Genomic DNA, 26,261 nt, shown 5'->3' with positions numbered 1-26,261 from the left:
GGCCCGTCAACCGAATTAATCAGGACTTCGTGCAGGCCTGCCCGTTCAGCGTGACGTCGTACCCCGGCGCGTTCGCCCCCTGCCAGGAGGCGAGGAAGCCGAAGGCGAGACTGTCGCCCGCCGCGACGGTCTTGTTGTAGTCGGCGGCGGTGGCGGTGACGCGGGTGCCGCTCTGGCTGAAGTTCGCGTCCCACATCTGGCCGACCTTCTGGCCGTCCTTGAAGGACCAGGCGACCCGCCAGTCGTCGAGGGCCTGGCCGGTAGTGACGGTGAGGGTGGCCTGGAAGCCGTCGGGCCACTGGTTGACGAGGGTGTACGCGTAGGTGCAGGCGGCCTTCCCGGTCGTGGCGGGGGCCGGTTTGCCGTCGTCGTGCGCGGCGGAGGACGTGGTGCCCTGGGGTTCGGGGTCGGGGTTCTCCCGGGTGGGCGAGCCCTGGGTGTCGCTCGCGGTGGGGGTCGGCGAGCCCGACGGGCTCGGGGTCGCGGAGGGCAGCGTGGTGCCGGGGTCGGCCGCGACCGGCTGACGGTCGGCGGAGTCGCCGGGGCTCGCGGAGCCGTCGTCCATGCCGCCGTCGCCGAACGGCATCATCGAGACGCCGAGCGCCAGCAGGGACACTAGGACGGCGGTGACGAGGAGGCCGTTGCGCACCACGCGCGCCTTGTGCGCGCCGGGGTTGGGGGGTCCGGCGTCGGCCGGTTCCGGGCGTCCGGCGCCCAGCCGCACCTCGGCGGCCCGGCGGCGGCGCTCCAGGTAGGCGAGGCCGCCCCAGCCGATCACCCCGCCCGCGAGCGCCGCGGGCAGCCCGCCTCCGTGCAGTCGCAGACAGGCCGCCGCCTCCGCGCACTGGACGCAGGTGGCGAGGTGCCGGGAGAGGTCCTCGGGGGTGCCGGCGCCGGAGGACCGGGTGACCGCGTCGAGCAGGCGGGCGTAGCTGCGGCACTGCGCCGCCATCGGGGTGTCGAGGTGGTTGCGGTGGCTGCGGTCCCTGAACAGTCCGCGCACCTGGGCGAGTTCCTCGGACACGTTGGCCGGGTCGAGGCCGAGTCGGCGGGCCACCACGGGCAGCGGCAGCGCCTCCACCTCGGCCAGCCAGAGCAGGTCGGCGTCGTGTTCCTGCATGTCGCGCAGGCCGCGCAGGGCGAGCGGGCGCTGCAACGGCGGGCCGGTGTAGCGTTCGGCCTTGTCCGAGTTGAGCCACAGCCGCAGCTCGGGGTCGAGTGTGTGGCCCTGTCCGTCGGACTCCCAGCCGGCCGCGGTGGTCCGTACGGCGGTCAGCAGCAGCGGGATCATGGGCAGCCGGGGCGCTCGTCGGCCGGCGCCGCGGCCCGGGCTCGTGTCGGCGGACCTGGCCTCGCGCATACCGAAAGCGAAGGCCTCCGCGGCCAGTTGGTTGGCCGCGGCCGAGCCGGACGTGCACAGGTCGGCATAGGAGAGGACCGCGTCCCAGCACTCCGAGAACAGCGCGGCCTCGGTGGCGTCATGGGGGGTCGGCAGGTCGGGCATCGGTCTCCTGCATCCAGAGCGAGGTCAACTCACCTTATTGGCAACGGAGTTGTGGGGAACCTCGCGACAGTGCACGAGCTTTTCACGGGTTCCACACAACTGACAAGCGGGCTATTCATATCCGGTTACCGGGAGTTGGAGGGCGCCCACGCCGCGTTGCCCTTGTTGTGCCTGTTGCGCCTGTTCCTTCTGGTGTCGCTTCTGGATACATACGCAGAGAAGGCCCGGACGTCTCGATCCGGGCCTTCTCGCTGTCGTTGGAGCCGATTACGCCTCTACGGTCTCCTGCGCCGGCAGGCTGTCCATGAAGGAACTCACGGAGAAGACGGCGCGGCCGGCGCCGGGCTCGCCGTAGCCGGGGGGCGAGGAGAGGCCGAACTCCTCCATCGTCCGGCGATAGGCCTGGAGCAGCCGGATGTGGTACTCCAGCGGCGCGCCCTGCGGGTTGGCCTTGCCCAGCGGGGTCGTCGGCTCGGGGCACCAGGTGGTGAAGCGGGGCGTGATGCCCTGCGACATGAAGAAGCGCAGGCCCTCCGTGGTCGACGCGATCGCCTCGTCGACCGTCTTGAAGCCGAAGGGCTCGGCCATCTCCACACCGGCGACGAAGTTGGGGATCACGTTGCGCGCGCCGAAGATCTCCGCGGAGTCGAGGATGCGCTTGTGCCACTCGTCGCGGCCGACGTAGCGCTCCTTGCCGGGGCAGTACATCTTGAACAGGTACTCGTCCCACACCTCGTAGTTGGGGTGGTAGATCTGCACGCCGTAGTCCTTGAACCGCTGCACGTCGTCCTTGGGCAGCGCCTGGGCGACGACCTTGCCGATCCAGCGGCCCGGGAAGCGCTCCTCGATGGCCTTGGCGTAGTGGCCGTAGAAGTCGGCCTCGTCGCGTCCGGAGACGGTCTTGGTGATCGCGCCGCCGGTGAGGGTGTAGGCGGTGGACGCCTTCTGGGTGTCGTACCGGTCGATGATCTCCAGGGCTTCGAGGACCTCCTCGACGTCCTTCACGCCCGTGTACGGCCGGCCCGCCGCCTTGTGCTGGCGCCAGTTGTGGTTGATGTCGCAGTACTGGCACTCCTCCTTGGCGCCGAAGTACTGGCAGACCCGGAAGACCGTCAGATAGATGAGGTAGCCCCACTGGATGGTCGGGGCGACCTCCATGACGGACTTCCCGTTGGCGAGCTTGTGCTTGTAGTACTCCGGCATCGGCGGCACACCGACGTCGGCGATCCGCTTGCCGTCCAGGTAGAGGCCGAGCACGCCCTCGTCGTCGGCGGCGACGCGGTACGGCGAGGCCGGGTTCACGCGCACGGAGACGACGGTGCGGCGCAGGTCGTACGGCCCGCCGGTGAGGATGATCTCCTCCGGCGGGCGGCGCAGCGCGGCCTCGCCGAGCTCGGGGAGGGTGCCGTGGTCGAAGGAGAAGATGAAGTACGACTTCGGCTTGACCTCACCGCCCTCGTTGTCGCTGAGGGCGGACGGGTCGAAGGCCACTCCGCCCCGGAGCAGATCCTCCTTGAAGACGGCTTCCCGTGGCACCCCCGGGAACCTCTCCATCAGATCTTCGACCAGCGCGGTACGGCTGCCCATCCGTCATCTCCTCCCGGGTCAGGCGTTCAACTCCTCACGGTATGCCCCCGCCCGCCCGTCACGCGTACCGGGTCCCCTCGCGCCGCACGATGTGTCCGGATTCGGGGGTTTCGACGGTCGGCACTCCCCGGACGGACGTGAGCGGCACCACACCAGCGCACAGCCCCAGCCCGGTCGCGGGCTGGGGCTGTCCTCGGGGGGCCGGTCCCCTAGTCGATCGGCACCTCTACCGCCCACCTGGTGCCGCTGAACGGGGGCTGGACGCTGGGCGCGAGGCCCACGGTTCCGTCCTGGGTGTGGCCGTCGAGGAACCTGTTGCCCTCGATGTCTCCCAGGCACCTGATGGTGGTGATGTTGTCGTTGCTCTTGGTGGCCTGCCACCTGGTGCCCGTGAACGGCGCGCTGGTGTCGGGCGCGAGACCGACGGTTCCGTCCTGGGTGTGACCGTCGAGGAACCTGTTGCCCTCGATGTCTCCCAGGCAGCGGAAGACGAACTCGTCCTGTGTTCCCTGGATCTTCCGCATGTCCCACCGGGTGCCGCTGAACGGGGGCCCGGTGTTGGGCGCGAGGCCCACCGTTCCGTCATGCGTGTGTCCGTCGAGGAAGCGGTTGCCCGGAAGCTCCCCTCGACACCGGAGAAAGACAGTGGTCATAGCAGGCTTCCTTCTCGTTCGGCAGGCGAAGTGCTCGGCACGTCCCCCCGCATGCCCCGCCCACCGCTCGTCCCCCTCCGTCCAGCCTGCGCCTGTCGACAACGGGACGCCACTCGCACCACTCAGGCCTCGTGCTCCAACGCCGCCCACTCCACCGGGTACGCCACCCCCGCACCCCGCCCCAGCCGTGCCGCCTCCTCCGCCACCGTCGCGCCGAGACGGGCCAGCTCGTTGCCCTGGGAGCCGGCGAGGTGCGGGGTGACGAACGCGTTGGGGAGGTCGTAGAGCGGGGAGTCGGCCGGGAGCGGTTCGGGGTCGGTGACGTCGAGGATCGCGCTCAGACGGCCGGTGCGCAGTTCGGCGATCAACGCGCCGTGGTCCACGAGCCCGCCGCGCGCGGTGTTGATCAGGGTGGCCCCGTCGGGCATCAGGGCCAGTTCGCGGCGGCCGAGGAGGTGACGCGTCCGCGGGGTCTCGGGGGCGTGGAGGGTGACGATGTCCGAGGTGCGCAGGAGGTCGTCCAGTTCCAGCAGGGGGACGCCGAGTTCGGAGGCCCGGGCCGCGTCGACGTACGGATCGGCGAGCGCGGGACGCAGATCGAAGGGGCGCAGCAGTTCCAGCACCCGGCGGCCGATGCGGGAGGCGCCGATGACGCCGACGCGGCGGCCCAGGTTGCCGATGCCGGGGACGACTCCCCAGCCGGGGTGGGCGCGGGTGCCGCGCAGGCGTTCGCGGGCGGAGAGGAGATCCTTCCCGGCGAGGAGGATCATGGCGAGGGTGTACTCGGCGACCGGCAACGCGTTGGCGACGGCCGCCGAGGAGACGGTGAGGCCGCGCCGCCAGACCTCGTGGGTCGCGAAGCCCTTCACGGAACCGGCCGAGTGCAGGACGGCCCGGAGTTCCGGGGCCGCGTCCAGGACCGCCGCGTCCAGACGGGGGCAGCCCCAGCCGGTGACGAGGATCTCGGCGCGGGCCAGTGCCCGCCGGGCGCCGGGGTCGGTGAAGTCCTCGGCGACCAGCTCCGCGTCGATGTCCACCGACTCCCGCAGCCGCGCCAGCACCTGGGGCGGGAAGACGAGCGGGAGGTTGGCGGCGGTCATGGCGAACAGGGCCTGGGGGCGCTCGGACAACGAAGGGCCTTCCCGCTGGGCGTCTTGGATAGCAAACGGTTTCTAACGTAGGCGGCGGCGAATGAGAGGGTCAATGCACACGCACTCACCTGGAGGACGGCAGGTATGACGGAGACGGTCACCAACTGGGCGGGCAACATCACCTACACCGCGAAGGAGCTGCACCGGCCCTTCTCGCTGGACGCGCTGGCCGCGCTCGTGGCCGGGAGCGGGCGGGTGCGGGTGCTGGGCAGCGGGCACTCCTTCAACGAGATCGCCGAGCCGGGCGCCGAGGGGGTGCTGCTGTCGATCGCCGGGTTCCCGCCGGTCATCGACGTGGACTCGGCCGCGCGGACCGTGCGGGTGGGGGGTGGCGTGCGGTACGCGGAACTCGCCCGCGTCGTCCACGCGCACGGGCTCGCGCTGCCCAACATGGCGTCCCTGCCGCATATTTCGGTCGCCGGGTCGGTCGCCACCGGCACGCACGGTTCGGGCGTGGGCAACGCTCCGCTGGCGAGCGCGGTACGTGAGGTGGAGCTGGTCGTCGCCGACGGGTCGACGGTCACGATCGGGCGCGGCGACGCACGGTTCGCCGGTGCGGTGACCTCGCTGGGCGCGCTCGGAGTCGTCACCGCGCTCACGCTGGACCTGGAGCCGTCGTACGACGTCGAGCAGCATCTGTTCACCGAACTCCCTTTGGAGAACCTGGACTTCGAGACGGTGATGGCGGCGGCGTACAGCGTCAGCCTCTTCACCGACTGGCGGGAGCCGGGCTTTGGGCAGGTGTGGCTCAAGCGGCGCACGGATCAGCCGCTCGCCGAGTTCCCCTGGGCCGCGCCGGCCACCGAGAAGCTGCACCCGGTGCCGGGGATGCCCGCGGTCAACTGCACCGAGCAGTTCGGGGTGCCGGGCCCCTGGCACGAGCGACTGCCGCACTTCCGGGCCGAGTTCACCCCGAGCAGCGGGGCGGAGCTCCAGTCCGAGTACCTGCTGCCGCGCCACTGCGCCGTCGAGGCGCTGCACGCGGTCGACGGCGTCCGGGAGACGGTCGCCGGGGTGCTCCAGACCTGCGAGGTGCGCACGGTCGCCGCCGACGAGCAGTGGCTGAGCCCGGCGTACGGGCGGGACACCGTGGCCCTGCACTTCACCTGGATCGAGGACACCGCCGCCGTCCTGCCCGTCGTACGGCGGCTGGAGGAGGCGCTGGACGGGTTCGAGGCGCGCCCGCACTGGGGGAAGGTGTTCACCACGCCGGGCGAGGTGCTGCGCGAGCGCTATCCGCGGCTCGACGACTTCCGGGCGCTTGCGCGGGACCTCGATCCGAGCGGTAAATTCGCCAATGGCTTCGTGCGGGACGTGCTCGCCGACTGACGGCCGTCCGACTTTATAAAGCCCCTTTCCTAACCCCTTGTCGAAAGGTCCCGACAGCCATAACCTTGCGGCGCGCCGGTGCCGTCGTCCCGGCAGGAGCCGAAGGGACAGGGGCTACCCGGTGAAGCGCACCTCACGTGACATCCGCACCGCGAACCGCTACGAGGTACTGCGCCAGATCATCGCCGAGTCGCCCACCTCCCGGCAGGAGCTGGCGGCCGCCACGGGGCTCAGCCTCGCCACGGTCGCCACGCTCGTCGGTGAACTGCTGGACCTCCGCATGATCACGGAGGTCGGGTTCGAGGACTCGGCGGGCGGTCGCCCTCGGGGGCTCGTGGCGGTCAACACGTCGGGGGGCGCGCTGATCGGCGTCGACATCGCGGAGACGTACGTCCATGTCGAGCTGTTCGACCTCGGGCTGAACGTGCTGGCCCGGGCCGAGGAGGACGTCCGGCCGAGCGAGAGCCGGCCCGAGCAGGTGGTCGGGCATGTGGCCGCGGTCGTCGGCTCGGTGGTCGCGCAGGCCGGGATCGAGGGGGCGCGGGTCCTGGGTGTCGGGGTGAGCGTGCCGGGCCAGGTGGACCGGGCCACCGGTATCTCGGAGTACGCGCCCAACTGGGACTGGCACGACGTGCCGTTGCTCGACCTGCTGACCGAGCACATCGCCTACCCCCTCTATCTGGACAACCCGCTGCGCGCCTCCGCGGTGGCCGAGCTGTGGTTCGGGGCGGCGCGCGGGCGCGGGGACGCCGTGGTGGTCAACCTCGGGACCGGCGTGGGCTCCGGGCTGATCCTCGGCGGCGGACTGCACCGGGGCGTCAGCAACAGCGCCGGCGAGTGGGGCCACACGACGATCGTGCTGGACGGCCGGCTGTGCCGCTGCGGCAAGAACGGCTGCGTGGAGGCGTATGTCGGCGCGTCCGGGATCATGCTGACCCTGCGCGAGTCGAGCGCCGACAGTCCGCTGCTGCACTCGGAGGACCAGACGGCGACGATCGCCGCGCTGGCCCGGGGCCTGGCCGAGCGGGACCCGGTGGCGGTCAAGGTGGTCCGCGACACCGTCCGCTACCTCGGCGCCGGCGTCGCCGACCTGGTCAACCTGTTCAACCCAGAGGTGGTCGTGCTCAGCAGCTGGGTCGCGGCGGCCCTGGGCGAGCCTCTGGTCGAGGAGGTGCGCGAGGCCGTCGCCCGGCACGCGCTGCCGCGGCCGAACGCCGCCACCGAGATCGTCCTCTCCCCGATCCCCACCGACCCGGTGTGCCTGGGCGCGGCGACGTTCGCGCTCGAAGGCGCACTCCAGTCGGTCGGGCAGAGGCAGCCCAAACGCACCACGCCGACCCGAGCCAAAGCCCACAACCGCCAGTGACTCCTGCCCCCTGAAGGGGGATCGCGGGCCCCGACGCGGCGGCCCGCACCCCGTGACGTCCGGCATCCCGAACGTCACGCAACGCTTCGAACAGACTTCGTCCAACCCCTTGCCGAAGCCTTAGTCGAAGGTTAACGTCCCGCACCGCAACTCCTTTTGAGCCAATGGCGCTGAGCCGCAGCCGTACTCGAGACAAGGACGTCAGCATGTCGGCATTGAGCAACAACAACTGGTCCCGCCGATCCCTCTTCCGGGCCGCGGCGGGCATGGCCGCCGCCGGCACGCTGGCGGCCTGCGGCAGCAACAACGGCCGCAGCGGCGGTGGTTCGGGCGACAGCCTCACCCAGTACTTCCACGCGTACGGCGAGGCGGGCACCGAGCAGGCCATCAAGCGCTACGCCAAGGCCTACAAGGACGCCAACGTCACGACCCAGTGGATCACCGGCAGCAACTTCGAGAACAAGCTGTTCCCGGCCCTGCTCACCAAGAACGCGCCCGACGTCTTCGAGTTCCACCCGCAGCTTCAGCTGGTGACGAGCGGACAGGTCGCCGACCTGTCCGACATCATCAACCCGGTCAAGGACGACTTCAACCCGGCCGACATCGCCTCCCACACGGTCGACGGGAAGATATACGGCGTCCGGATGATCGACGACCCGCAGTTCTTCTACTACCGCCCCTCGCTGTTCGAGAAGGCCAAGGTCGAGGTCCCCCAGACGCTGGAGGAGCTGATCGAGGCCGTCAACAAGCTGACGACCGACAAGGTCAAGGGCGCCTTCCTCGGCAACGACATCACGCCCGTCCAGAGCCCGCTGATCTGGTCGGCCGGCGCGGACACCCTCAACGACAAGAACGAGATCGCGTACCACACGGACGCCGTGGCCGACGGTCTGGGCCAGCTCCGCAAGCTGTTCACCAGCGGCAACCTGCTGCTCGACGCCCCCGCCGACTGGTGGGACCCCTCCGCCTTCACCCAGGGCCTGACCGCGATCCAGTGGTGCGGCATGTGGGCCATGCCTGTCATCCAGAAGGCGCTCGGCGACGACGTCGGCATCTTCCCGTTCCCGAAGGTCGGCTCGGCCGGCAAGTTCTCGGTCACCAACGGCGGTTGGTCGATGTTCGTCAACGCCAAGGGCGACAACGTCGACGCGGCCAAGGAGTACGTGAAGTGGCTGTGGATCGACCAGAAGGAGTACCAGGAGGACTGGGCGCTCTCCTACGGCTTCCACATCCCGCCGCGCACCTCCATCGCGCAGTCCGCCACCAAGCTCAAGTCGGGTCTGCCGGCCGAGGGCGTCAAGCTCTTCAGCGAGTACGGCCACTTCGACAACATCGGCTGGACCCAGGCCATGATCGCCTCGGTGAACGACGTGATCGCCAACTCCGTGCGCAAGGGCGGCAGCCCGGAGGCCGCGCTGGACGCCTGTGACAAGAAGGTCAACGCCGAGCTCAAGAAGCTCTTCGGATAGACCGGCGGACGGACCCCGACATGTCGACCACCACCAAGATCGACCTCGCGAACCCCGCCCCGGCCAAGCCTGACAAGGCGCGGCCGCGGCGGGGCCTGCGGGCCAACGCCACGCTCAACTTCTGGCTGTTCACCAGTCCCTTCCTCATCGGCCTGATCGTCTTCGTGTTCGTGCCGATGGGCTGGAGCATCTACCTCAGCTTCTTCGAGGCCCGCTTCACCGTCTCGCCGAGCAGCTTCATCGGCTTCGACAACTACCGGGCGATCCTCGACAACCCCGACTTCACCGGGGCGCTGGTCACCTTCACCGTCTTCGCCGCGTTCATCGTCCCCACCACCTGGGCGCTGTCGCTGGGTCTGGCGCTGCTGGTGCACCGCATCCGGTTCATGAAGGCGTTCTTCCGGTCGGTGTTCTTCCTGCCGACCGCGGTGTCCTACGTGGCGGCCGCGCTGATCTGGAAGATGTCCATCTTCAACGGCGTCCGCTTCGGCATGGCGAACACCGTCATCGGCTGGTTCGGCTTCGAGAACGTCGCCTGGCTCGCCAACCCCGACCCGCCCTGGTACTGGCTCGTCATCGTGACGCTGCGGCTGTGGCTACAGGCCGGCTTCTACATGATCCTTTTCCTGGCCGCGCTGCAGAACATCCCGGCCGAGCTGTACGAGGCCGCGGCCATCGACGGCGCCAAGCCGGGCTGGCAGACCTTCCGCTACATCACCCTCCCCCAGCTGCGCGCCACCTCCACCGCGGTGATCCTGCTGCTGCTGATCGCCGCCTACCAGGCCTTCGACGAGTTCTGGAACCTGCTGAGCAAGGCGACCTGGGGCCAGCCACCGCTCGTCGAGCTGTACAAGACGGCACTGGGCGAGAACCAGGACTACGGCCAGGGCAGCGCGGGCGCGGTCATCCTGACCCTGCTCATCCTGGTCATCACGTTGTTCCAGGGCAAGATCATGGGCTTCGGAAGGGGTGAGGAGGCCAAGTGACCACCACCGCACCTGACTTGGGCAAGGCTCCCGCGAACAACGCGAAGAAGAAGCGCGGCGGTGGGGTCCTCGGCAACACCGGCCTGTACATCGCCACCGGCGTCGCCGCCCTGCTCTTCCTGATCCCCTTCTATCTGATCGTCCGCAACGCGCTGATGACGGACCCGGAGATCACGGGCGAGAACTGGAAGTGGTTCCCCACCGACATCCAGTGGGGCAACATCACCGAGCCGTTCAAGGACGAGACCGTCGACTTCGGCCGCGCCCTGTGGAACTCGTGGGTCGTCGCCGTCCTGCACACCAGCGGCATCCTGCTGATCTGCTCGCTGGCCGGGTACGGCCTGGCCCGGATCCCGTACAAGCACGCCAACAAGGTCTTCTACGGCGTCCTGGTCACCCTGATGATCCCGACCGCCGTGACCTTCGTGCCCAGCTTCGTGCTGGTCTCGTCGCTCGGCTGGGTGGACACCTACCGCGGTCTGATCATCCCGGGTCTGTTCAGTGGTTTCACCTGCTTCCTGTTCCGGCAGTACTTCCTGGGGTTCCCCAAGGAGCTGGAGGAGGCGGCGCGCGTGGACGGACTCTCGTACTGGGGGGCGTACTGGCGGGTCGTCGTGCCCAACTCGCTGAACTTCTTCGCGGCCATGGCCACGATCACGTTCATCAGCGGCTGGAACTCCTTCCTGTGGCCCCTGGTCATCGGCCAGGACCCCAGCGCCTGGACCATCCAGGTCGCGCTGTCCGCGTACATGACCAACCAGACCGTGAACTACCACCTGATCTTCATGTCCACGGCCATCTCCATCCTGCCCCTGGTCCTGGTGTTCCTCTTCCTCCAGCGCTGGCTGGTGCAGGGGATCGCACAGACCGGCATCAAGGGCTGACCCCCTCTCTTCCCGAAAGACCTGGAGACCGATGTCCTTCCGCACCACCGACGTCGACTACGTAGAGGACGTGTCGCCCGGCAGCGGGGCCCTCCCGCCCCGCGCCTGGTACGCGTCCTCGGACGCCACGTCCCTCTCCCTGAACGGCAGTTGGCGCCTGAGAGTGTCACCGACCGCCGACGCCGAGGACGACTCGTTCGCCGAGGACGGTTACGACGCCGGGGACTGGGCCGAGGTCACGGTCCCCGGGCACTGGGCCCTCCAGGGCGACGGGGCCTTCGGGAAGCCCATCTACACCAACCATCTCTACCCCTTCCCGGTGGACCCGCCGCACGTGCCGACGGAGAACCCGACCGGCGACCATCTGCGCTGCTTCGACCTGCCGAAGGAATGGCCCGCTCTCGACGAGGGCGGTGCCGTCCTGCGCTTCGACGGCGTCGAGTCCTGCGCCCGGGTCTGGCTCAACGGCACGGACCTCGGCGAGTTCAAGGGCTCGCGCCTCGCGCACGAGTTCGCTGTCGGGCATCTGCTGAGGCCCGGCGGCAACGTCCTCGCGGTCCGCGTCCACCAGTGGTCGGCCGGCTCCTACCTGGAGGACCAGGACCAGTGGTGGCTGCCCGGCATCTTCCGGGACGTCACCCTGCTGCACCGCCCCGCGGGCAGCGTCCTCGACTTCTTCGTGCACGCCGACTACGACCACCGCACCGGCGAGGGCACCCTGCGCGTCGACTCCGACGTCGACGGGCGGGTGCTCGTGCCCGCCCTGGACATCGATGTCGCGACCGGTGAGCCGGTCACGGTCGCCGTCGAGCCGTGGAGCGCCGAGACGCCGAGGCTGTACGACGGTGAGCTGGTCACCGAGGGCGAGCGGGTGCCCCTGCGGATCGGCTTCCGCACGGTCGTCCTGGAGGACGGCCTGATCAAGGTCAACGGCACGCCGATCCTCTTCAAGGGCGTCAACCGGCACGAATGGCACCCGGAGACGGGCCGCGCCCTGGACCTCGCGACCATGCGCGAGGACGTGCTGCTGATGAAGCGGAACAACCTCAACGCCGTCCGCACCTCGCACTACCCGCCGCACCCGGCCTTCCTGGACCTGTGCGACGAGTACGGCCTGTGGGTCATCGACGAGTGCGACCTGGAGACCCACGGTTTCACCGAGCAGGACTGGCGGGACAACCCCGTCGACGACGACCGCTGGACCCCGGCCCTCCTGGACCGCGCCGCCCGTATGGTCGAGCGCGACAAGAACCACCCCTCGATCGTGTTCTGGTCGCTGGGCAACGAGGCCGGCACCGGTCGCGGCCTCACCGCCATGGCCGAGTGGATCCACGGCCGGGACACCTCCCGCCTCGTGCACTACGAGGGCGACTGGAACTGCCGTGACACGGACGTCTATTCACGCATGTACGCCGACCACGCCGAGGTCGAGGCGATCGGCCGGGAGCTGGACGGCGGCACCCTCAAGCGGCGGCGACTCCCCTTCATCCAGTGCGAGTACGGACACGCCATGGGCAACGGCCCGGGCGGCATCGCCGACTACCAGGAGCTGTTCGAGAGGTACGACCGGATCCAGGGCGGCTTCATCTGGGAGTGGATCGACCACGGCATCACCCACCCCGAGCTGGGCTACGCCTACGGCGGAGACTTCGGCGAGGAGCTGCACGACGGCAACTTCGTCTGCGACGGCCTGATCTTCCCCGACCGGACGCCGTCCCCCGGGCTCGCCGAGTACAAGAAGGTCATCGAGCCGGTCCGGATCGAGGGCGACGCCGCCGACGGCACCGTACGGGTGACCAACAGGTACGACTTCGCCGACCTCTCGGAGCTCGCCTTCGCGTGGTCGTACGAGGTCGAGGGCGAGACCGTGGAGTCCGGCGCCCTGTCGGTGCCCGCGCTGAAGCCGGGCGAGTCCGCCGAGGTGAAGCTGCCGGAGCCGCCCGCGCACGCGGGCTCCGCGGAGACCGGGTGGACCGTGCGGGCGACGCTCGCCGCCGACACGGCGTGGGGCGAGCGTGGGCACGAGGTGGCGTGGGGTCAGCTCACGGGCGCCGCGCGGGCGTTGCCGTCCGTCACGGCCACCGACGGGCCCGTGCGCGCGGAGCGGCAGATCACGCTCGGTCCGGCCGCGTTCGACGCCCGCACCGGCGCGCTGCGGTCGATCGGCGGGGTGTCGGTCGAGGGGCTGCGGCTCGACGTGTGGCGGGCGCCCACGGACAACGACGAGGGCACCGAGTGGAAGTCGGGCATCCAGTACTCGTCGCTGTGGCGGACCCTGGGCCTGCACCGGATGCGGCACCGCCTCGACACCGTCGAACTCACCGACGACGCGCTGACGGTGCGGACCCGGGTGGCCCCGGCCGCCCGTGAGGTGGGCCTGGCCACCGTGTACCGGTGGACCTCCGACGGCAGCCGGCTGAAGCTGACGGTGTCGGTGGCGCCCGAGGGCGACTGGCAGGTGCCGCTGCCGCGCCTCGGCATCCGGCTCGGGCTCGCCGAGGCCGACGCGGTGACGTGGTTCGGCGGCGGACCGGGCGAGGCGTACCCCGACACCAGGGCGGCGTCCAGGGTCGGCCGGTGGACGTCGACCGTGGACGGCCTCCAGACGCCCTATCTGCGCCCGCAGGAGAACGGCGCCCGGGGCGAGGTCCGTTGGGCGGAGGTCGGCGGTCTGCGGATCGAGGGCGACCCGGAGTTCGCGTTCAGCGCCCGCCGCTGGACGAACGAGCAGCTGGAGGCGGCCACGCACCTGACCGACCTGACGGCCGGGGACACCGTGTGGGTCAACCTCGACCACGGCCGGCAGGGCATCGGTACCCAGTCGTGCGGCCCCGGCCCGCTGCCGCAGTACCAACTGACGGCCCGGCCCGCCGAGTTCTCGTTCGTGTTCTCGGCCACCGACTAGGCCCGGCCGACAAGAAGGTCATTAATCGATTGACCGATTGATCGACTTTCCGACACCGTCGGGACGTCGTCCGCGGCTGGTCGGCACCTCTGCCGACCAGCCGCAACTTCTTTTGCCCCAGAGGAGTTGATGCCACTTGGATGCCAGCATCGAGGTCCGCGGACTGTCCCGCACCTTCCACACCACCGTGCGCCGCCCGGGCTTCACGGGAGCGCTCCGCTCCCTGGTGAACCCGGAACGGGTCGCCAAGCACGCCGTGACCGACATCAGCTTCGACGTCGCCCCCGGCGAACTCCTGGCCCTGCTCGGCCCGAACGGAGCCGGCAAGTCCACCACCATCAAGATCCTCACCGGCATCCTCACCCCCACCTCCGGCCGGGCCCGGGTCGCGGGCGTCGTCCCGTACGAGGAACGCGAGCGCAACGCCCGTAACATCGGCGCGGTGTTCGGGCAGCGCACCCAGCTGTGGTGGGACCTTCCGGTGCGTGAGTCGTTCGCGATCCTGCGGGACATCTACGACGTGCCGAAGGCCGAACACGCCGCCCGGCTGCGGGAGTTCGACGAGCTGCTCGACCTGTCCTCCTTCTGGGACACCCGGGTCCGCCACCTCTCCCTGGGCCAGCGCGTGCGCAGCGACCTGGCCGCCGCCCTCCTCCACGACCCGCCGGTCGTCTTCCTCGACGAGCCCACCATCGGCATGGACGTGGTGGTGAAGGAGCAGGTGCGGGAGTTCCTGCGCCACCAGGTGACCGAGCGCGGCCGGACCGTCCTGCTCACCACCCACGACATGACCGAGGTCGAGCGGCTGGCCGAGCGGGTCGTCCTCGTCAACCACGGGCGGCTCGTCCTGGACGGCACCCTCGACGAGATCCGCCGCAGGTTCGGCTCCACCTGGCAGGTACGGGCGACGCTCGCCGACGCGCACACCGAGGTCCGGGCGCTGCCGGGCATCGAGGTGCTGCGGCACAACGGCCCCGAGGTGGTCTTCGGGCCCTCGGGACCCGACTCCCCGACCGTGCACCAGGCGTTGAAGGCGGTCATCGAGCGGTACGAGGTGACGGGCGTCGCCATCGACGAGGCCGACCTCGAGGACGTGATGCGGGCCGCCTACATCGACGCCGAGGTGGCCTGATGGCCGTGCTCCACGCCTGGCGCGCCGCCCGTGTCACCCCGCTCGGTGAGCTGCACACCCCGCCCCGGATGACCGCCGTCCTGCTCCGGCTCACCGTGCAGGTGGTGCTGGTGGCGTCGCTGTGGCACGGTCTGTACGCCAACACCGGTACCACCGCCGGCCTCAGCCGCGACCAGGCGGTGACGTACGCCGTACTGGCCGTACTCGCCTCCCGGATGCGGGAGTTGGACCAGTTCGCCGGCCGGGACACCGTGCTCCAGCACATGCACTTCGGCACGATCGTCTACTGGTATCTGCGCCCGCTGCCGCCACAGCGCTACCACGCCCTGCGCGCGTGCGGCGAGAAGCTGTACGGGCTCGCCTGGGCGCTGGCCGGATACACGGTGTGTCTCGCGGCGGGGGTGATCGATCCGCCCAGGTCGGCGGCGACAGCCGGGGTGTTCGTGCTGAGCCTGCTGCTCGGCCAGCTGGTCCTGTACTACGTGCTGCTCGTCCTCGACCAGCTGTGTTTCTGGACGGTCCGCAACAACGCGGCGATGCTGATCCTGATCTTCGCGCAGAACCTGCTCTCCGGGGTGTACGCGCCCCTGTGGTTCTTCCCCGACTGGTTCGTCACCCTGAGCGCCTTCCTGCCCTTCCAGGCGACGCTCAACGTGCCGCTGTCCCTGTACATCGGCCGTATCCCGCTGTCGGACGCGGGCTTCCAACTCGCCGTGCAGGCCGCCTGGGTGGTGGCGCTGCACATGTTCACCCGGTTCCTGTGGCGGCGGGCCGCCCTGCGTGTCATGTCCCAGGGAGGCTGACGGTGCATTCCCTACGGATCATGTGGCGCGTCACGCTGCTCAACTTCCGTGCCCAGCTGGAGTACCGCACCGAGTTCCTGCTGATGATCGCGATCGGCGCGATCTGGCAGGTGTCGGTGATCGTGTTCGCGACCGTGCTGCTGGCCCGGTTCACCGGGATGGGCGGCTGGGACAGCTCGGAGGTCCTGCTGATCCCGGCGACCCGGATGCTGGCGCACGGCCTGTTCGTCCTCTTCCTGGGCCGGGTGCACGGCGCCGGACGGCAGATCCAGGAAGGCAAGGTCGACACCTATCTGCTGCGCCCGATGCCGGTGCACCGCCAGCTCCAGCTGGCCTTCTTCCCCACCAACGCGATCGGCGACCTGACGGTCGCGGTGGGCCTGATGATCGGCGCCCTCAGCCGCAGCGAGCTGGACTGGACGCCGGGCCGGATCGGCTATCTGATCGCCGCGGTCATCGGCGGCCTGTTCCTGGAGGCCGCCCTCTTCACGGCGGTGGCGAGCGCGTCGCTGCGCTTCCCGGCCGCCGACTACTGGAGCTACTGGCTGGAGGAGCTCCTCGGCACGTTCGGCAGCTACCCGCTCAACGTGCTCCCCCAGGCGGTGGGCGGCTTCCTGACGTACGGACTCCCGCTCGCGTTCGTCGCGTACTTCCCGGTCGCCGTCCTGACCGGCCACGGCCATGACACCGGCGCCCCCTACTGGCTGGCGGCGGTGTCCCCGCTGCTCGGGGTGCTGGCGTATCTGGGGGCGCGGTGGCTGTGGCGGTGGAGCCTCAGGCACTACTCCGGGGTCAACGGGTGACGTCGGGGCCGGGCGGCCATCGAAGGGTGGCCGCCCGGCCATGGGCGTGGTGACCCCTACGGGCAGCTGAGGCGAGTGTCGCCGGTGTCCGTCGTGCAGGTGTCGGTGCCGAAGCCGCCGTTGGCGGTGTCGTTGCCGGAGACACTGTCCACGGTGTTCAGGCGGTCGTTGCCGTAGTTGCCGATCAGGTTGTCGTTGCCGGGGCCTCCGTTGAGGGTGTCGTCGTTGAAGCCGCCGTCCACCCGGTCGTTGCCGTAGTTGCCGTACGCGGTGTCGCCGCCGTAGCTCGCGTCGATGGTGTCGTCGCCGCCGAGGCCGCAGATCACGTCGGTGCCGTAGGTCCCGGTGATGGTGTCGTTTCCGCTGGTGCCGATGCGGGTGCAGCCGCGGGCGTTGTTGACGGTGGTGGTCGCCGTGGCCGTGTTGTTCGCGGTCGCCGGGTCGGTCTGGCCGGCGGTGACCGTGGCCTTGTCGGTGAGGGTGCCGGTGGCCCGGGGTTCGGCGACGACGGTCACGGTGGCCTTGGCGCCCGGGGCGAGGGTGCCGAGGGCGCAGGAGACGGCGGTCGTGCAGGTGCCCTGGGAGGCGGTGGCCGAGATGACGGTGGCGGCGGGGCCGGTGAGGGTGTCGGTGAGGGTCACGCCGGTGGCGCTCGTGGTGGTGCTGGTGTTGGTGACGGTCACCGTGTAGGTGGCCCGGTCGCCGATGCTCACCGTGCCGGTGCCCGTCTTGGTGACCGACAGGTCGACGCCGGGCGGGGGTGGGGTGGCGGTGCCGCCGAGGTAGCGGGCGAGGGCACCGGCGTCGCCCCAGTTGCCGTACGCGACGATCTTCCCGTCGGGCTGGACGGCGACGGCGTGTGCCTCGTCGAAGTAGCCGAAGCCCATGTCGGTGGTGGTCTTCCCGCCGGTGCCGAAGCCGGTGTCCAGGGCGCCGCCGGTGGTGTAGCGGGCGAGGGCGAAGTCGGTGTTGGCCTGGCCGACGGCGACGATCCTGCCGTCGGTCTGGAGGGCGAGGTCGAAGGCGCCGTCCGCGCCGCCGTTGAAGTCGGTGGTCACGATGCCGTCGGTGTCGAAGGCGGGGTCGAGGCCGCCGCCCGCGGTGTACCGGACGAGGGCGAAGTCGTAGGCGCTGTACCCGGCCGCGACGATCTTGCCGTCCGGCTGTACGGCCACGCCGCGGGCGGAATCGTCGCCGGCGAAGCCGGAGGCGGAGCTGAGGACGGTCGTGACCGTGCCGCCGGTGCCGAACGTGCCGTCGAGGGTGCCGTTGGTGGTATAGCGGGCCAGCGCGAAGTCGTTGGGGCCCGAGGGTCCGCCCGTGTCGCCGGCGACGACGATCCTGCCGTCGGGCTGGAGCGCGAGGTCGTAGCCGGAGCCGCCGCCCGGGAAGGGCGTGAGGACGGACCCGCCGGTGCCGAACGTGGTGTCCGGGCTGCCGTCGCTGTTGTACCGGGCGACCGCGAACCGGAGGTCGCCCGTCCCCGCGGCGCCCTGTCCGGCGGCGACGATCTTGCCGTCGGGCTGGACGGCGACCGCCCGGGCGACGCCGCCGTTGCCGGGCAGGCCGAAGTCGGTGACGACCCGGCCGCCGGTGCCGAAGCCGGTGTCCAGGGCGCCGCCGGCGGTGTAGCGGGCGACCGTGAACGAGCAGCAGCCGCCCTCCGACCGACCGGACTCCCCCGCCACCACGATCTTGCCGTCGGGCTGGAGCGCCACGCCGTGGGCCCGGTCCTCACCGCCCGCGAAGTCGGTGAGCGTGGTGCCGCCGTCGCCGAAGGCCGTGTCGAGGCTGCCGTCGGCCTTGTGCCGCATCAGGGAGAAGTCGGTGGACAGGTACTCGGCCTGGCGGCTGGAGCCGACGGTGATGATCCCGCCGTCGGCCTGGAGGGCGAGGTCCTGCCCCTCCGCCCAGTAGCCGGAGTCGGCGGGGACCCGGCCGCCGGTGCCGAACGTGGTGTCCAGGTCACCGGGTGCGGCGAGGGCGCTGCCGGGCAGGGCCACGACGAGCGCGAGCGCCGCGGCGCCCCGCAGGAGCGCCGTGCGCAGAGATCCCCGTAGGGAGGAGACAAGGGTGGACATGCGCCCAGCTTCCGGACGCCCGTACGACACGGTGGCGTGGCTGGCCGCTGCCTGGTCCCACTGGGCCGCACACTTCCACTCCCCGGGGTGACCGGAGCGACAATCGTCCCGCGCGGCGCGAGGCGGCATAGGGTCGGGGCCGATGAGCGAACGACGGGAACGGGAACGGGCGTACGCCGCCGAGGGGGTCGTGTGGTCGCGGCTCGCCGGGCTGTTGCCGGGCGCCGAGGACGTGGCCGAGGTCCAGGGGTGCTGGGACATCGGTGAGCAGGAGGCCGGTCTGTTCCGGCTGGTGGACCGGCTGTTCGAGCTGGGGCTGTCCGTGGACGACCGGACCCGGGCCGAGCTCGCGGCGATGGCCGAGCAGTGGGGGGTGTGGGACCAACTGGCCACGGACATCGTCGATCTGCCCGGATTCGAGGGCCGGCTGCGGGTGGTCGAGGGCCTGGAACCGGTCGACGGGGCGGACGGACTCGCTCTGGTGCCGTGGATGAGATGCGAGCCGTGCGGTCGCGTCCTCGCCCTGGAGCACCGGCGCGAGTCGTGGGGTTCGCTGTCGTTTTCGCCGGTGTCGTACGTCGTGTCCGTCCCGGACGGCTCGGGCACCCAGCACGTGCTCGACGCCGAGGGGGCCGGCGCGGTGTGGCGGGCCCTGGACATGGTGACGACGCCCTGCCGGAAGGCGGAGTAGCTGTGCGGGGTGTCGGCGACGGGTGGTGGAGCGAAGTCGACGGGGTCAGTCCGGGGGCCGGAGCCGGAGTCGCAGATCGCGCGCGGTCAGTCCGTACTGCTCCTTGAGACCGCGCCCGACGTGGCGCGGATCGTGGATGCCCCAGCGGGCGGCCACCGAGGCGATGGTGCGGCCGTCGTGGGCGGGGTCCCGCAGATCGCGGTGGATCCGGGCGAGCCTCTCGTGGCGCAGCCAGGCCCAGAACGGGGTGCCGGAGCGCTGGAACAGGCGGTGCAGCTGGCGGTCGGAGATGCCGTGGGCGGCGGCGACCGAGGCGACGCAGAGGGAGGGGTCGGAGATGTTGGCCAGGGCGTAGACCCGGATGCGGTCGACGAGTTCGGTCGCGGTGTCCATCCGGCCGGGAGCGTGCTCGGTGAAGGCCGCGACCAGCAGGGACACCAGGGCGTCCCCGACGTGGGCGTCGGCGGGTCCCGCCAGTTCGTGGAGGTGGCGGCCGAGTCCGTCCAGGAACGCGGCGAGGACCGCCTGCGCTCCGGTGTCGGCCGGCAGTCGGCGGGCCGTCTGTCGGCCGATCGCGTCGGCGTGCCGGCCCAGTTCCGCGCGGGGGACGCCGACCGCCAGCACATCGCAGCCGTCCATGACTTCGAGCCGGTAGGGCCGGGTCATGTCGAAGGCCACGAAGTCCCCGGCGCGGGCGTGGGACTGCTGCCCGCCCTGGTCGGCCAGCGCGGGCCGGGACCGGTGCAGCGTCAGCTTCAGCAGCTCGGGGTCGGAGGAGGTGATCGTGCGGGGCGTTCGCGCGACACGATGCCCCGAGCCGCGGATCCGCGCGACGGCCAGGCGCCCCATCGGCGCCGCGTCGACATCGGCGTGGAAGGGCGCCCCGCCCGGGGGCGAGGCGGTCACGGTGAGCGGGGCCAGGATCGAGGAGGCCGCGGCCTGTAACGCGGCGGCACCGACGCGCTGGACGTGTAACGCACCCTCACCCAAGGATCTGCCCCTTCCGCAGGCACCCGCCCCGCCACGAGGTGACGGAACCTCATGTCCCTTGACGTAACGACCGATCCACGGGTTCCGTGGCGCGATCCGGCGACAACGCGGGCGGAATCCGGTGACTCGTCCTGCCGCCCTGTGCCTACCGTGGTGGCACGGGGGAGCGACGCCGGCCGGGACCTTCACCACAGTTCCGGCCGGCTGCCCGCGTCGGCGTCCGTCCGAGGGCCGCCACGACGAAGGGCGGCACGACGAAGGGCGGCACGACGAAGGGCGGCACTCTCCCGTCACTTATGAATGTTGAACAGTTTTCTCAACTACTCTTTTTAATCACTCGCGTTGACATGAACATGGGCCCATGAGACGACTCCTCGGCACCCTCGCAGCCGCCGCCCTGGCCCTCACCGGCCTCGCGACCACCGGGTCGACGCCCGCCGCGGCGGCCACCACCGGCACCTTCAACGTGCTGACGTACAACGTCGCCGGGCTCCCCGAGGGCCTGAGTTCGGGCCACCCGGCGACCAACACCCCGCTGATCTCCCCGCGGTTGGCGCCCTACGACATCGTCAACGTCCAGGAGGACTTCAACTACCACGCGGCCCTGTACGCGGGCGACAACCACCCGTACCGCACCGCGACCAGCGGCGGCGTGCCCTTCGGGGACGGTCTCAACACCCTCTCGGACCACGCCTTCGACGACTTCGAGCGGGTGAAGTGGAACGACTGCACCGGCACCAACTGCCTGACCCCGAAGGGTTTCTCGCTGGCCCGGGTGCGGCTCGCCGAGGGCGTCTTCGTGGACCTGTACAACGTCCACACCAACGCGGACGACACCGACGACGCGCTCGCCGCCCGGCGCGCCAACGTCGAGCAGCTCTCCGACTTCATCCAGGCGAACTCCGCGGGCAACGCGGTGATCGTCATGGGTGACACCAACACCCGGTACACGCGCGCCGGTGACAACATCCGCACGCTGGCCGACGAGAACGGCCTCACGGACGCGTGGGTGCAGCTGGTGAAGGGCGGGGTGCGGCCGACGCAGGGCGCGGACGCGCTGGTGTGCCCGACGACGGCGCCCACCAACGACTGCGAGGTCGTGGACAAGGTCCTGTACCGGGGCAGCAAGCTGTTCTCGCTGACGGCCACCCGGTACAACAACGAGTGGGCGTCGTTCCTCGACTCCGCCGGGGGCAATCTCTCCGACCACTTCCCGCACACGGTCGACTTCTCCTACACCCTCAACTCGTCCCTGAAGGCGAGTGACTTCTTCGGCGGCCCGCACGGCACGGCCTTCAACGACGCCGACGACCTCCCGGCCGCCGTCTCCCCGCGCACCCTCACCCTGCGCGGCGGCTCCCGCCTGGACGCGGTCTCGCTGACCCACGACGGCGGTACGGCGCTCACCCACGGCGGTACGGGCGGCACGGCCACCTCGCTGACCCTGGCGTCCGGCGAGCACCTCACCTCGGTGAAGCTGACCGAGGGGCAGAAGGACGGCCGGACCAGGATCTTCTCGGCGGCGTTCACGACGGACAAGGGCCGCTCCCTGTCGTCCGGTACGGCGACCTCGGACACGAAGACCTTCACCGCACCCTCGGGTTGGCAGATCGCCGGCTTCACCGGCCGCGCGGGCGACGAGGTCGACAAACTGGGCGTGGTCTACGCGCCGATCGGCTGACGGTCGCCGCGCGGCCCGAGTCGGTGTTCCCGGTGTCCGGCCTGTACCTAAGGAGTGATCAGGACACGCTGGAGGGGGGCCGGTGACACCGGAGGCACTTGGACCGTTCAACCGCCGGTTTCGCCTGGTCGTCGAGATCCGCGACGACCAGGACGAACGGGAGCCGGCCGAGGACCTGCTCGCGGCCCAGGTGCACGATCTGCGCGTGGCGCTGGGGCCCGCGGGCAGCGGCAGTTCGGCCGATCCGTGACAGCGGGCGATCACGACCGCGGCCACGATCGCCGTCATCCTGATCTGCCTGGCGTGCGGCGTCGTTCTCGGCGCCTTCGCGACCCCGTGGCGTTGGACGGCCCTTCTGCCATCAACCGGCCCTCTCCCCACGACCCGGTCCCTGCGGGCGGAGGACGTGACCCTGAACGCGGCACACGGCACCCCCTGCTGACGCCTTTGTGCACTAGCATGGAACCTAGACACCCTAGGTTATCGGAGAGCCCCCATGGCCCGCGCAGGAATCACCGCCGAGCGGCTCACCGAAGCAGCCGCCGATCTCGCCGACGAGGTCGGGTTCGACAAGGTCACCGTGTCCGCGCTGGCCCGGCACTTCGGCGTCAAGGACGCGAGTCTGTACTCGCACGTCAAGAACCTCCAGGAGCTGCGCACCCGCGTCGCGCTGCTCGCCGGCGCGGAGATGATCGACCGGATCGCCGTGGCCGTCGCGGGCCGGGCCGGCAAGGACGCGCTGGCCGCGTTCGCCGGCGCCTACCGGGAGTACGCGCTGGAGCGGCCCGGCCGCTACGCCGCCACCCAGATCCGCGTCGACCAGGCGCTCGTCACCGACTCCCCCGGCTTCCGCCGCACCGCCGAGATCACCTACGGCATGCTCCGCGCCTACGGCCTGGAGGAACCCGACCTCACCGACGCCGTCCGCCTGCTGCGCAGCACCTTCCACGGCTACTGCGCCCTGGAGTCCACGGGCGGCTTCGGCGCCCCCCGCGAGGTGCGGAAGTCCTGGGACCGCACGATCGACGCCCTGCACGTCCTGCTGGAGAACTGGCCCCGAGCCGAGCACACCGGTGACTGACCTCCTGCGCGGAGGCACTCACGAGGGCATGCCCGGTCGACCGAGGGCCACGATCTCGTCGTACGAGGGGACGGAGCCCCGCGGTGAGCGGCCTTCCGCGATCTCCGTGACCGTCTCCAGCATCGCCCCCAGCGCCCGCCGGTACAGCAGCGAGCCGAGGCTGACGCGGCGGACGCCGAGGTCGGCCAGGTGGCGGACGGTGGGACCGGTGGGCGAGTAGAGGATGTTCAGGGGGACGTCGAGCCGGTCGACGAGGGCGCCGATGGCCCTCGGATCGCTGAGTCCCGGCACGAACACGCCGTCGGCGCCCGCCTGTCGGTAGGCGTCGAGGCGACGGAGCGTGTCCTGCCCCTCGGAGAGCCAGTACGTGTCCGTGCGGGCGTTGACGAAGAGGTCCGGTGCCGCCGACTTGACCGCGGCGATCTTCGCGGCGTGCAGGTCGGCCGGTCCGAGCCCGTCCTCCAGGTTGATGCCGACGGCGCCCGCCGCCGCCAACTCCCGCGCGAACTGCCCCACTTCGTCCGGGTCGTCGCTGAATCCGCCCTCGGCGTCCACCGACAGCAGCAAGGGCGCGGTGCCCAGCGTCAGCGCCAGCCGCAGGGTCTCGTCCCGGGTCGCCGCCGCCCCGTCGGGCAGTCCGGCCGCCGCGGCGACGCCGAGACTCGTGGTGCCGACGGCCGGGAAGCCCCGGGACGCCAGGGCGGCGGCCGAGGCATGGTCCCAGGCGTTGGGCAGCAGAAGGGGCGCGTCACCGTGGTGGAGCGCGGCGAAGGCGGTCACGACAACTCACCCACCGCGTCGGCGTAGTACGTCGATCCCTCGAGGTGGCGGGCGAGTTCACGGAAGCTCCAGCCCTCGCCGGGAGAGGCGTCGAGCTGGTCGTCGGAGAGCGCCTCGAGACGGTTGGCCCAGATCCGGGCGAGCCGGGTGAGCCGGCTGCGGGCCTCGTCGAGATCCTGCTGGGTGAAGGGCGCGAGGTCCGCCTCGGTGGTCGAGGCGGACGCGTGCCAGTGGTCCGCCTGCGGCTCCTCACCCGCCAACCGGGCCTCCAGCTCGGCCAGATGATCGACGAGGTGGTCGGCCACCCGCCGGATCGCCTTGTGCGGGGTGTAGACCCGGTCGTCGCTCTCGAAGAGCCTGCCGTCCCAGCGGGTCCAGGTCGCGGCCAGGGCGAGAACGTGATCGACCATGCCGGTGACGGCCCGGGCGGGGTTTTCGTGCGGGTGCTCGGTCATGCACGGCACGCTAGAGCCGTAACCCTTCGGTGCCCGCCGAAGGGTCGTCGGCGGGCACCGGACGGATGCCCTACTCCCCGCGCTCCCCGGCACTGCGCTCCACGCAGAACTCGTTGCCCTCCGGATCGGCCATCACCACCCACCCGGTGCCGTCGGGGCGGCGCTGGTCGTCGAAGACGGTCGCGCCGAGGGCGAGGAGCCGCTCGACCTCCTCGTCGCGGGTGCGGTCCTGGGGCTGGAGGTCGACATGGACGCGGTTCTTGCCGGTCTTCGTGTCGGGGACGGTGATGAAGAGCAGGCCCGCGGCCTCGATCAGGGCCATGGGGTCGCCGGGCTGGTCCTCCTCGTGCAGGGGCTGGTCGAGGACCTGGGACCAGAACGTCGCGAGAGCGTAGGCGTCGGCGCAGTCGATCGTCACATGGCGGATCAAGGAGGTCATATGAACGATCTTTGTGCACTGCTGTGAAATGAGGCAACCAAAGTGGCAACCTTCCTGCCGTCGGCGGCCACATGAAGGCATGACATCGGCACAACACCCCACCTCCCACCGCCGCGTCCGCGGCGCCCGCAAGCCCCTGATCGCGGGGCTCGCCGCCACCGCCGCCCTCGTCGGGGCCTGGTACGCGACGGCGGGGGCCAGCACCACCGCCGCCTCCGGTCTCACCGTGTCCGCCACCTCGGTGACCCTGCCGGCCAAGTTCCCCTACCTGTCCGCCGGTTACAACAACTCCCGCGAATGGACGCGCACGGCGACGGCGGCAGCGCCCAACGGCACCCTGCGGGTGGCCTGGCCCGCCTCGGACGGAATCCATGTCACACCGCTGACCGCCGCCGGCCGGCGCTCCGGTGCCGACACGATCGTCAAGGGCGCCAAGGAGGTCGGCGGGCTGGTCGCGCACAACGACGGGTTCGCGCTGCTCACCCGGGTCTCCGACACCAACAAGTGGAAGGAGACGGCGGCGGCGATCGTCCGCTACACCAACGGCAGGAAGACCTTCCAGACCAAGCTCACCGGCACCGCCACCAACGACACCTCGCCGACGCTGGACGGTCAGCTCGTCTGGAACGGCACCAAGTACGGCGCGTACTTCGTGGTGCACGGCGCGGGTGGCTTCGCCGACGGGCACTTCGGCGACAAGATGCAGTACGTCACCGCGAAGGGCAAGAAGGCGAGTGGTGGCTGGAGTTGGGGGTGCAGCCACAACGAGGGCATCGCCCTGCACGCCGAGACCTCCGGCGCGTTCACCTCGCTCTGCTTCGACGACTGGCGCTCAGGTCTGTTCGTCTCCACCGGCATCGGCGCCCCCGACAACGCCCCCGTGGTGCAGCGCGAGCAGTGCTGGGCGGGCTACTGCGGCGGTACGTTCGCCGGTCGTACCGGTGATCTCGTGAAGTCCGCCTCCGGCCGCTACGCCACCGCGTTCGCCTCGCGCGGCGCCGCGTCGGCCAAGAAGAACCCCGACGACTCCAGCGGGCGCGGCTGGACGGTCACCCCGAGGACGAGCACCCACCAGGTCGCCGTCGCGTTCCTCAAGAACCGCGACACCCCTGCCGCGACCAAGGCGATCCGCCTGTCCACCACCACGGGCACGGAGCACGTCAACGTCCGCCTCGCCCCGTACGGCAAGGACAAGCTCCTGATCTCCTGGGAGTCGCTGAAGAACGCCAAGTGCAAGGACGGCACGTGCACCGGCACCTTCGCGGGCACGCATCTGCGGCTCATCGACTGGAACGGCACGTTCCAGAGCGCGGACAAGGTGATCGCCACCCGGATCACCGGTGACATAGCGGTCGCCAAGAACGGCACCCTGACCTGGGCCTCCGTCCCCGTCACCCCGTCGTACGCGACCCCCCTCACCGGTGCGTCGCCGACCACGAAGACCCTGAAGATCACCCAGCTGACCCCTTGACGCCTCAGGTCAGCCCCGTA

The 26,261-nt window shown here is 70.7% G+C and carries 23 protein-coding genes; 14 read left to right on the top strand and 9 right to left on the bottom strand.

What is annotated here, in order from left to right:
* Window positions 1–19: 19 nt before the first annotated feature.
* The 4 genes from ACIHIX_RS07580 to ACIHIX_RS07565 all read right to left on the bottom strand — a co-directional run bounded on the left by ACIHIX_RS07580 (window position 20) and on the right by ACIHIX_RS07565 (window position 4,874).
* The gene (locus ACIHIX_RS07580) at window positions 20–1,504 is read right to left on the bottom strand and encodes a cellulose binding domain-containing protein (protein ID WP_399951197.1); all 1,485 of its coding nucleotides are present in this window, start codon (window positions 1,502–1,504) and stop codon (window positions 20–22) included.
* A gap of 267 nt (window positions 1,505–1,771) precedes the next feature.
* Window positions 1,772–3,091 (bottom strand): radical SAM protein, encoded by a 1,320-nt coding sequence (locus ACIHIX_RS07575; RefSeq protein WP_399951194.1) that lies wholly within the window; start codon window positions 3,089–3,091, stop codon window positions 1,772–1,774.
* 209 nt (window positions 3,092–3,300) lie between these two features.
* The gene (locus ACIHIX_RS07570) at window positions 3,301–3,744 is read right to left on the bottom strand and encodes a hypothetical protein (RefSeq protein ID WP_399951192.1); all 444 of its coding nucleotides are present in this window, start codon (window positions 3,742–3,744) and stop codon (window positions 3,301–3,303) included.
* 122 nt (window positions 3,745–3,866) lie between these two features.
* Window positions 3,867–4,874, bottom strand: a complete 1,008-nt coding sequence (locus ACIHIX_RS07565) for a hydroxyacid dehydrogenase (protein ID WP_399951189.1) — start codon at window positions 4,872–4,874, stop codon at window positions 3,867–3,869.
* Between the two features lie 105 nt (window positions 4,875–4,979).
* Here ACIHIX_RS07565 and ACIHIX_RS07560 point away from each other — a divergent pair, with 105 nt between their 5' ends.
* The 9 genes from ACIHIX_RS07560 to ACIHIX_RS07520 all read left to right on the top strand — a co-directional run bounded on the left by ACIHIX_RS07560 (window position 4,980) and on the right by ACIHIX_RS07520 (window position 16,572).
* Window positions 4,980–6,224, top strand: coding sequence for a D-arabinono-1,4-lactone oxidase (locus ACIHIX_RS07560; RefSeq protein ID WP_399951186.1), 1,245 nt, complete (start codon window positions 4,980–4,982; stop codon window positions 6,222–6,224).
* 121 nt (window positions 6,225–6,345) lie between these two features.
* A complete protein-coding gene (locus tag ACIHIX_RS07555) occupies window positions 6,346–7,590 on the top strand; it encodes an ROK family transcriptional regulator (protein ID WP_399951183.1) in 1,245 nt (414 codons plus the stop codon).
* Window positions 7,591–7,796: 206 nt separating this feature from the next.
* Window positions 7,797–9,059, top strand: coding sequence for an ABC transporter substrate-binding protein (locus ACIHIX_RS07550; RefSeq protein ID WP_399951181.1), 1,263 nt, complete (start codon window positions 7,797–7,799; stop codon window positions 9,057–9,059).
* A gap of 20 nt (window positions 9,060–9,079) precedes the next feature.
* A complete protein-coding gene (locus ACIHIX_RS07545) occupies window positions 9,080–10,045 on the top strand; it encodes a carbohydrate ABC transporter permease (RefSeq protein WP_399951178.1) in 966 nt (321 codons plus the stop codon).
* Window positions 10,042–10,929 carry a carbohydrate ABC transporter permease gene (locus tag ACIHIX_RS07540; RefSeq protein ID WP_399951175.1) on the top strand — a complete coding sequence of 296 codons (888 nt, stop codon included), beginning with the start codon at window positions 10,042–10,044 and terminating at the stop codon, window positions 10,927–10,929. Before ACIHIX_RS07545 ends, ACIHIX_RS07540 begins: the two co-directional genes overlap by 4 nt.
* Before the next feature lie 31 nt (window positions 10,930–10,960).
* Window positions 10,961–13,834, top strand: coding sequence for a glycoside hydrolase family 2 TIM barrel-domain containing protein (locus ACIHIX_RS07535; RefSeq protein WP_399951172.1), 2,874 nt, complete (start codon window positions 10,961–10,963; stop codon window positions 13,832–13,834).
* Between the two features lie 136 nt (window positions 13,835–13,970).
* Complete coding sequence (locus tag ACIHIX_RS07530) at window positions 13,971–14,966, top strand: ATP-binding cassette domain-containing protein (RefSeq protein WP_399951169.1); 996 nt, start codon at window positions 13,971–13,973, stop codon at window positions 14,964–14,966.
* Window positions 14,966–15,769 (top strand): ABC-2 family transporter protein, encoded by an 804-nt coding sequence (locus ACIHIX_RS07525; RefSeq protein ID WP_399951168.1) that lies wholly within the window; start codon window positions 14,966–14,968, stop codon window positions 15,767–15,769. The genes ACIHIX_RS07530 and ACIHIX_RS07525 overlap by 1 nt, the downstream gene beginning before the upstream one ends.
* 20 nt (window positions 15,770–15,789) lie before the next feature.
* Window positions 15,790–16,572, top strand: coding sequence for an ABC transporter permease (locus tag ACIHIX_RS07520; RefSeq protein ID WP_399951165.1), 783 nt, complete (start codon window positions 15,790–15,792; stop codon window positions 16,570–16,572).
* A gap of 56 nt (window positions 16,573–16,628) precedes the next feature.
* Here the strand turns inward: ACIHIX_RS07520 and ACIHIX_RS07515 are convergent, their stop codons facing one another.
* Entirely contained in the window at window positions 16,629–18,653 is a 2,025-nt protein-coding gene (locus tag ACIHIX_RS07515; protein WP_399951162.1) for a calcium-binding protein, read from the bottom strand.
* Window positions 18,654–18,795: 142 nt separating this feature from the next.
* Between ACIHIX_RS07515 and ACIHIX_RS07510 the strand changes: the two genes are divergently transcribed.
* Window positions 18,796–19,344 carry a hypothetical protein gene (locus tag ACIHIX_RS07510; RefSeq protein ID WP_399951159.1) on the top strand — a complete coding sequence of 183 codons (549 nt, stop codon included), beginning with the start codon at window positions 18,796–18,798 and terminating at the stop codon, window positions 19,342–19,344.
* 45 nt (window positions 19,345–19,389) lie between these two features.
* On the opposite strand, the gene ACIHIX_RS07505 is transcribed toward ACIHIX_RS07510, so the two are convergent.
* Window positions 19,390–20,523: a helix-turn-helix domain-containing protein gene (locus tag ACIHIX_RS07505; RefSeq protein ID WP_399951156.1), complete on the bottom strand. Its 1,134-nt coding sequence runs from the start codon at window positions 20,521–20,523 to the stop codon at window positions 19,390–19,392.
* A 172-nt stretch (window positions 20,524–20,695) separates the two neighbouring features.
* Here ACIHIX_RS07505 and ACIHIX_RS07500 point away from each other — a divergent pair, with 172 nt between their 5' ends.
* The 3 genes from ACIHIX_RS07500 to ACIHIX_RS07490 all read left to right on the top strand — a co-directional run bounded on the left by ACIHIX_RS07500 (window position 20,696) and on the right by ACIHIX_RS07490 (window position 23,096).
* A complete protein-coding gene (locus tag ACIHIX_RS07500) occupies window positions 20,696–22,015 on the top strand; it encodes a jacalin-like lectin (protein WP_399951154.1) in 1,320 nt (439 codons plus the stop codon).
* 82 nt (window positions 22,016–22,097) lie between these two features.
* On the top strand, window positions 22,098–22,265 hold the full coding sequence (locus ACIHIX_RS07495) for a hypothetical protein (protein ID WP_399951151.1): 168 nt from the start codon (window positions 22,098–22,100) through the stop codon (window positions 22,263–22,265).
* Between the two features lie 246 nt (window positions 22,266–22,511).
* Window positions 22,512–23,096, top strand: a complete 585-nt coding sequence (locus ACIHIX_RS07490) for a TetR/AcrR family transcriptional regulator (protein WP_399951148.1) — start codon at window positions 22,512–22,514, stop codon at window positions 23,094–23,096.
* A gap of 18 nt (window positions 23,097–23,114) precedes the next feature.
* Here ACIHIX_RS07490 and ACIHIX_RS07485 read toward each other — a convergent pair whose 3' ends face one another.
* From ACIHIX_RS07485 to ACIHIX_RS07475, 3 genes are all read right to left on the bottom strand, one after another.
* Entirely contained in the window at window positions 23,115–23,876 is a 762-nt protein-coding gene (locus ACIHIX_RS07485) for an isocitrate lyase/phosphoenolpyruvate mutase family protein (RefSeq protein WP_399951145.1), read from the bottom strand.
* On the bottom strand, window positions 23,873–24,331 hold the full coding sequence (locus ACIHIX_RS07480) for a hypothetical protein (protein ID WP_399951142.1): 459 nt from the start codon (window positions 24,329–24,331) through the stop codon (window positions 23,873–23,875). The genes ACIHIX_RS07485 and ACIHIX_RS07480 overlap by 4 nt, the downstream gene beginning before the upstream one ends.
* 70 nt (window positions 24,332–24,401) lie before the next feature.
* A complete protein-coding gene (locus tag ACIHIX_RS07475; RefSeq protein WP_399951139.1) occupies window positions 24,402–24,770 on the bottom strand; it encodes a VOC family protein in 369 nt (122 codons plus the stop codon).
* Between the two features lie 79 nt (window positions 24,771–24,849).
* Here ACIHIX_RS07475 and ACIHIX_RS07470 point away from each other — a divergent pair, with 79 nt between their 5' ends.
* Window positions 24,850–26,241, top strand: coding sequence for a hypothetical protein (locus ACIHIX_RS07470; RefSeq protein ID WP_399951136.1), 1,392 nt, complete (start codon window positions 24,850–24,852; stop codon window positions 26,239–26,241).
* The last annotated feature ends 20 nt before the right edge of the window (window positions 26,242–26,261 follow it).

This window comes from Streptomyces sp. NPDC051913 (genome assembly GCF_044593635.1).
Taxonomy (GTDB): domain Bacteria; phylum Actinomycetota; class Actinomycetes; order Streptomycetales; family Streptomycetaceae; genus Streptomyces.
This window is presented reverse-complemented; position numbering and strand designations above follow the sequence as displayed.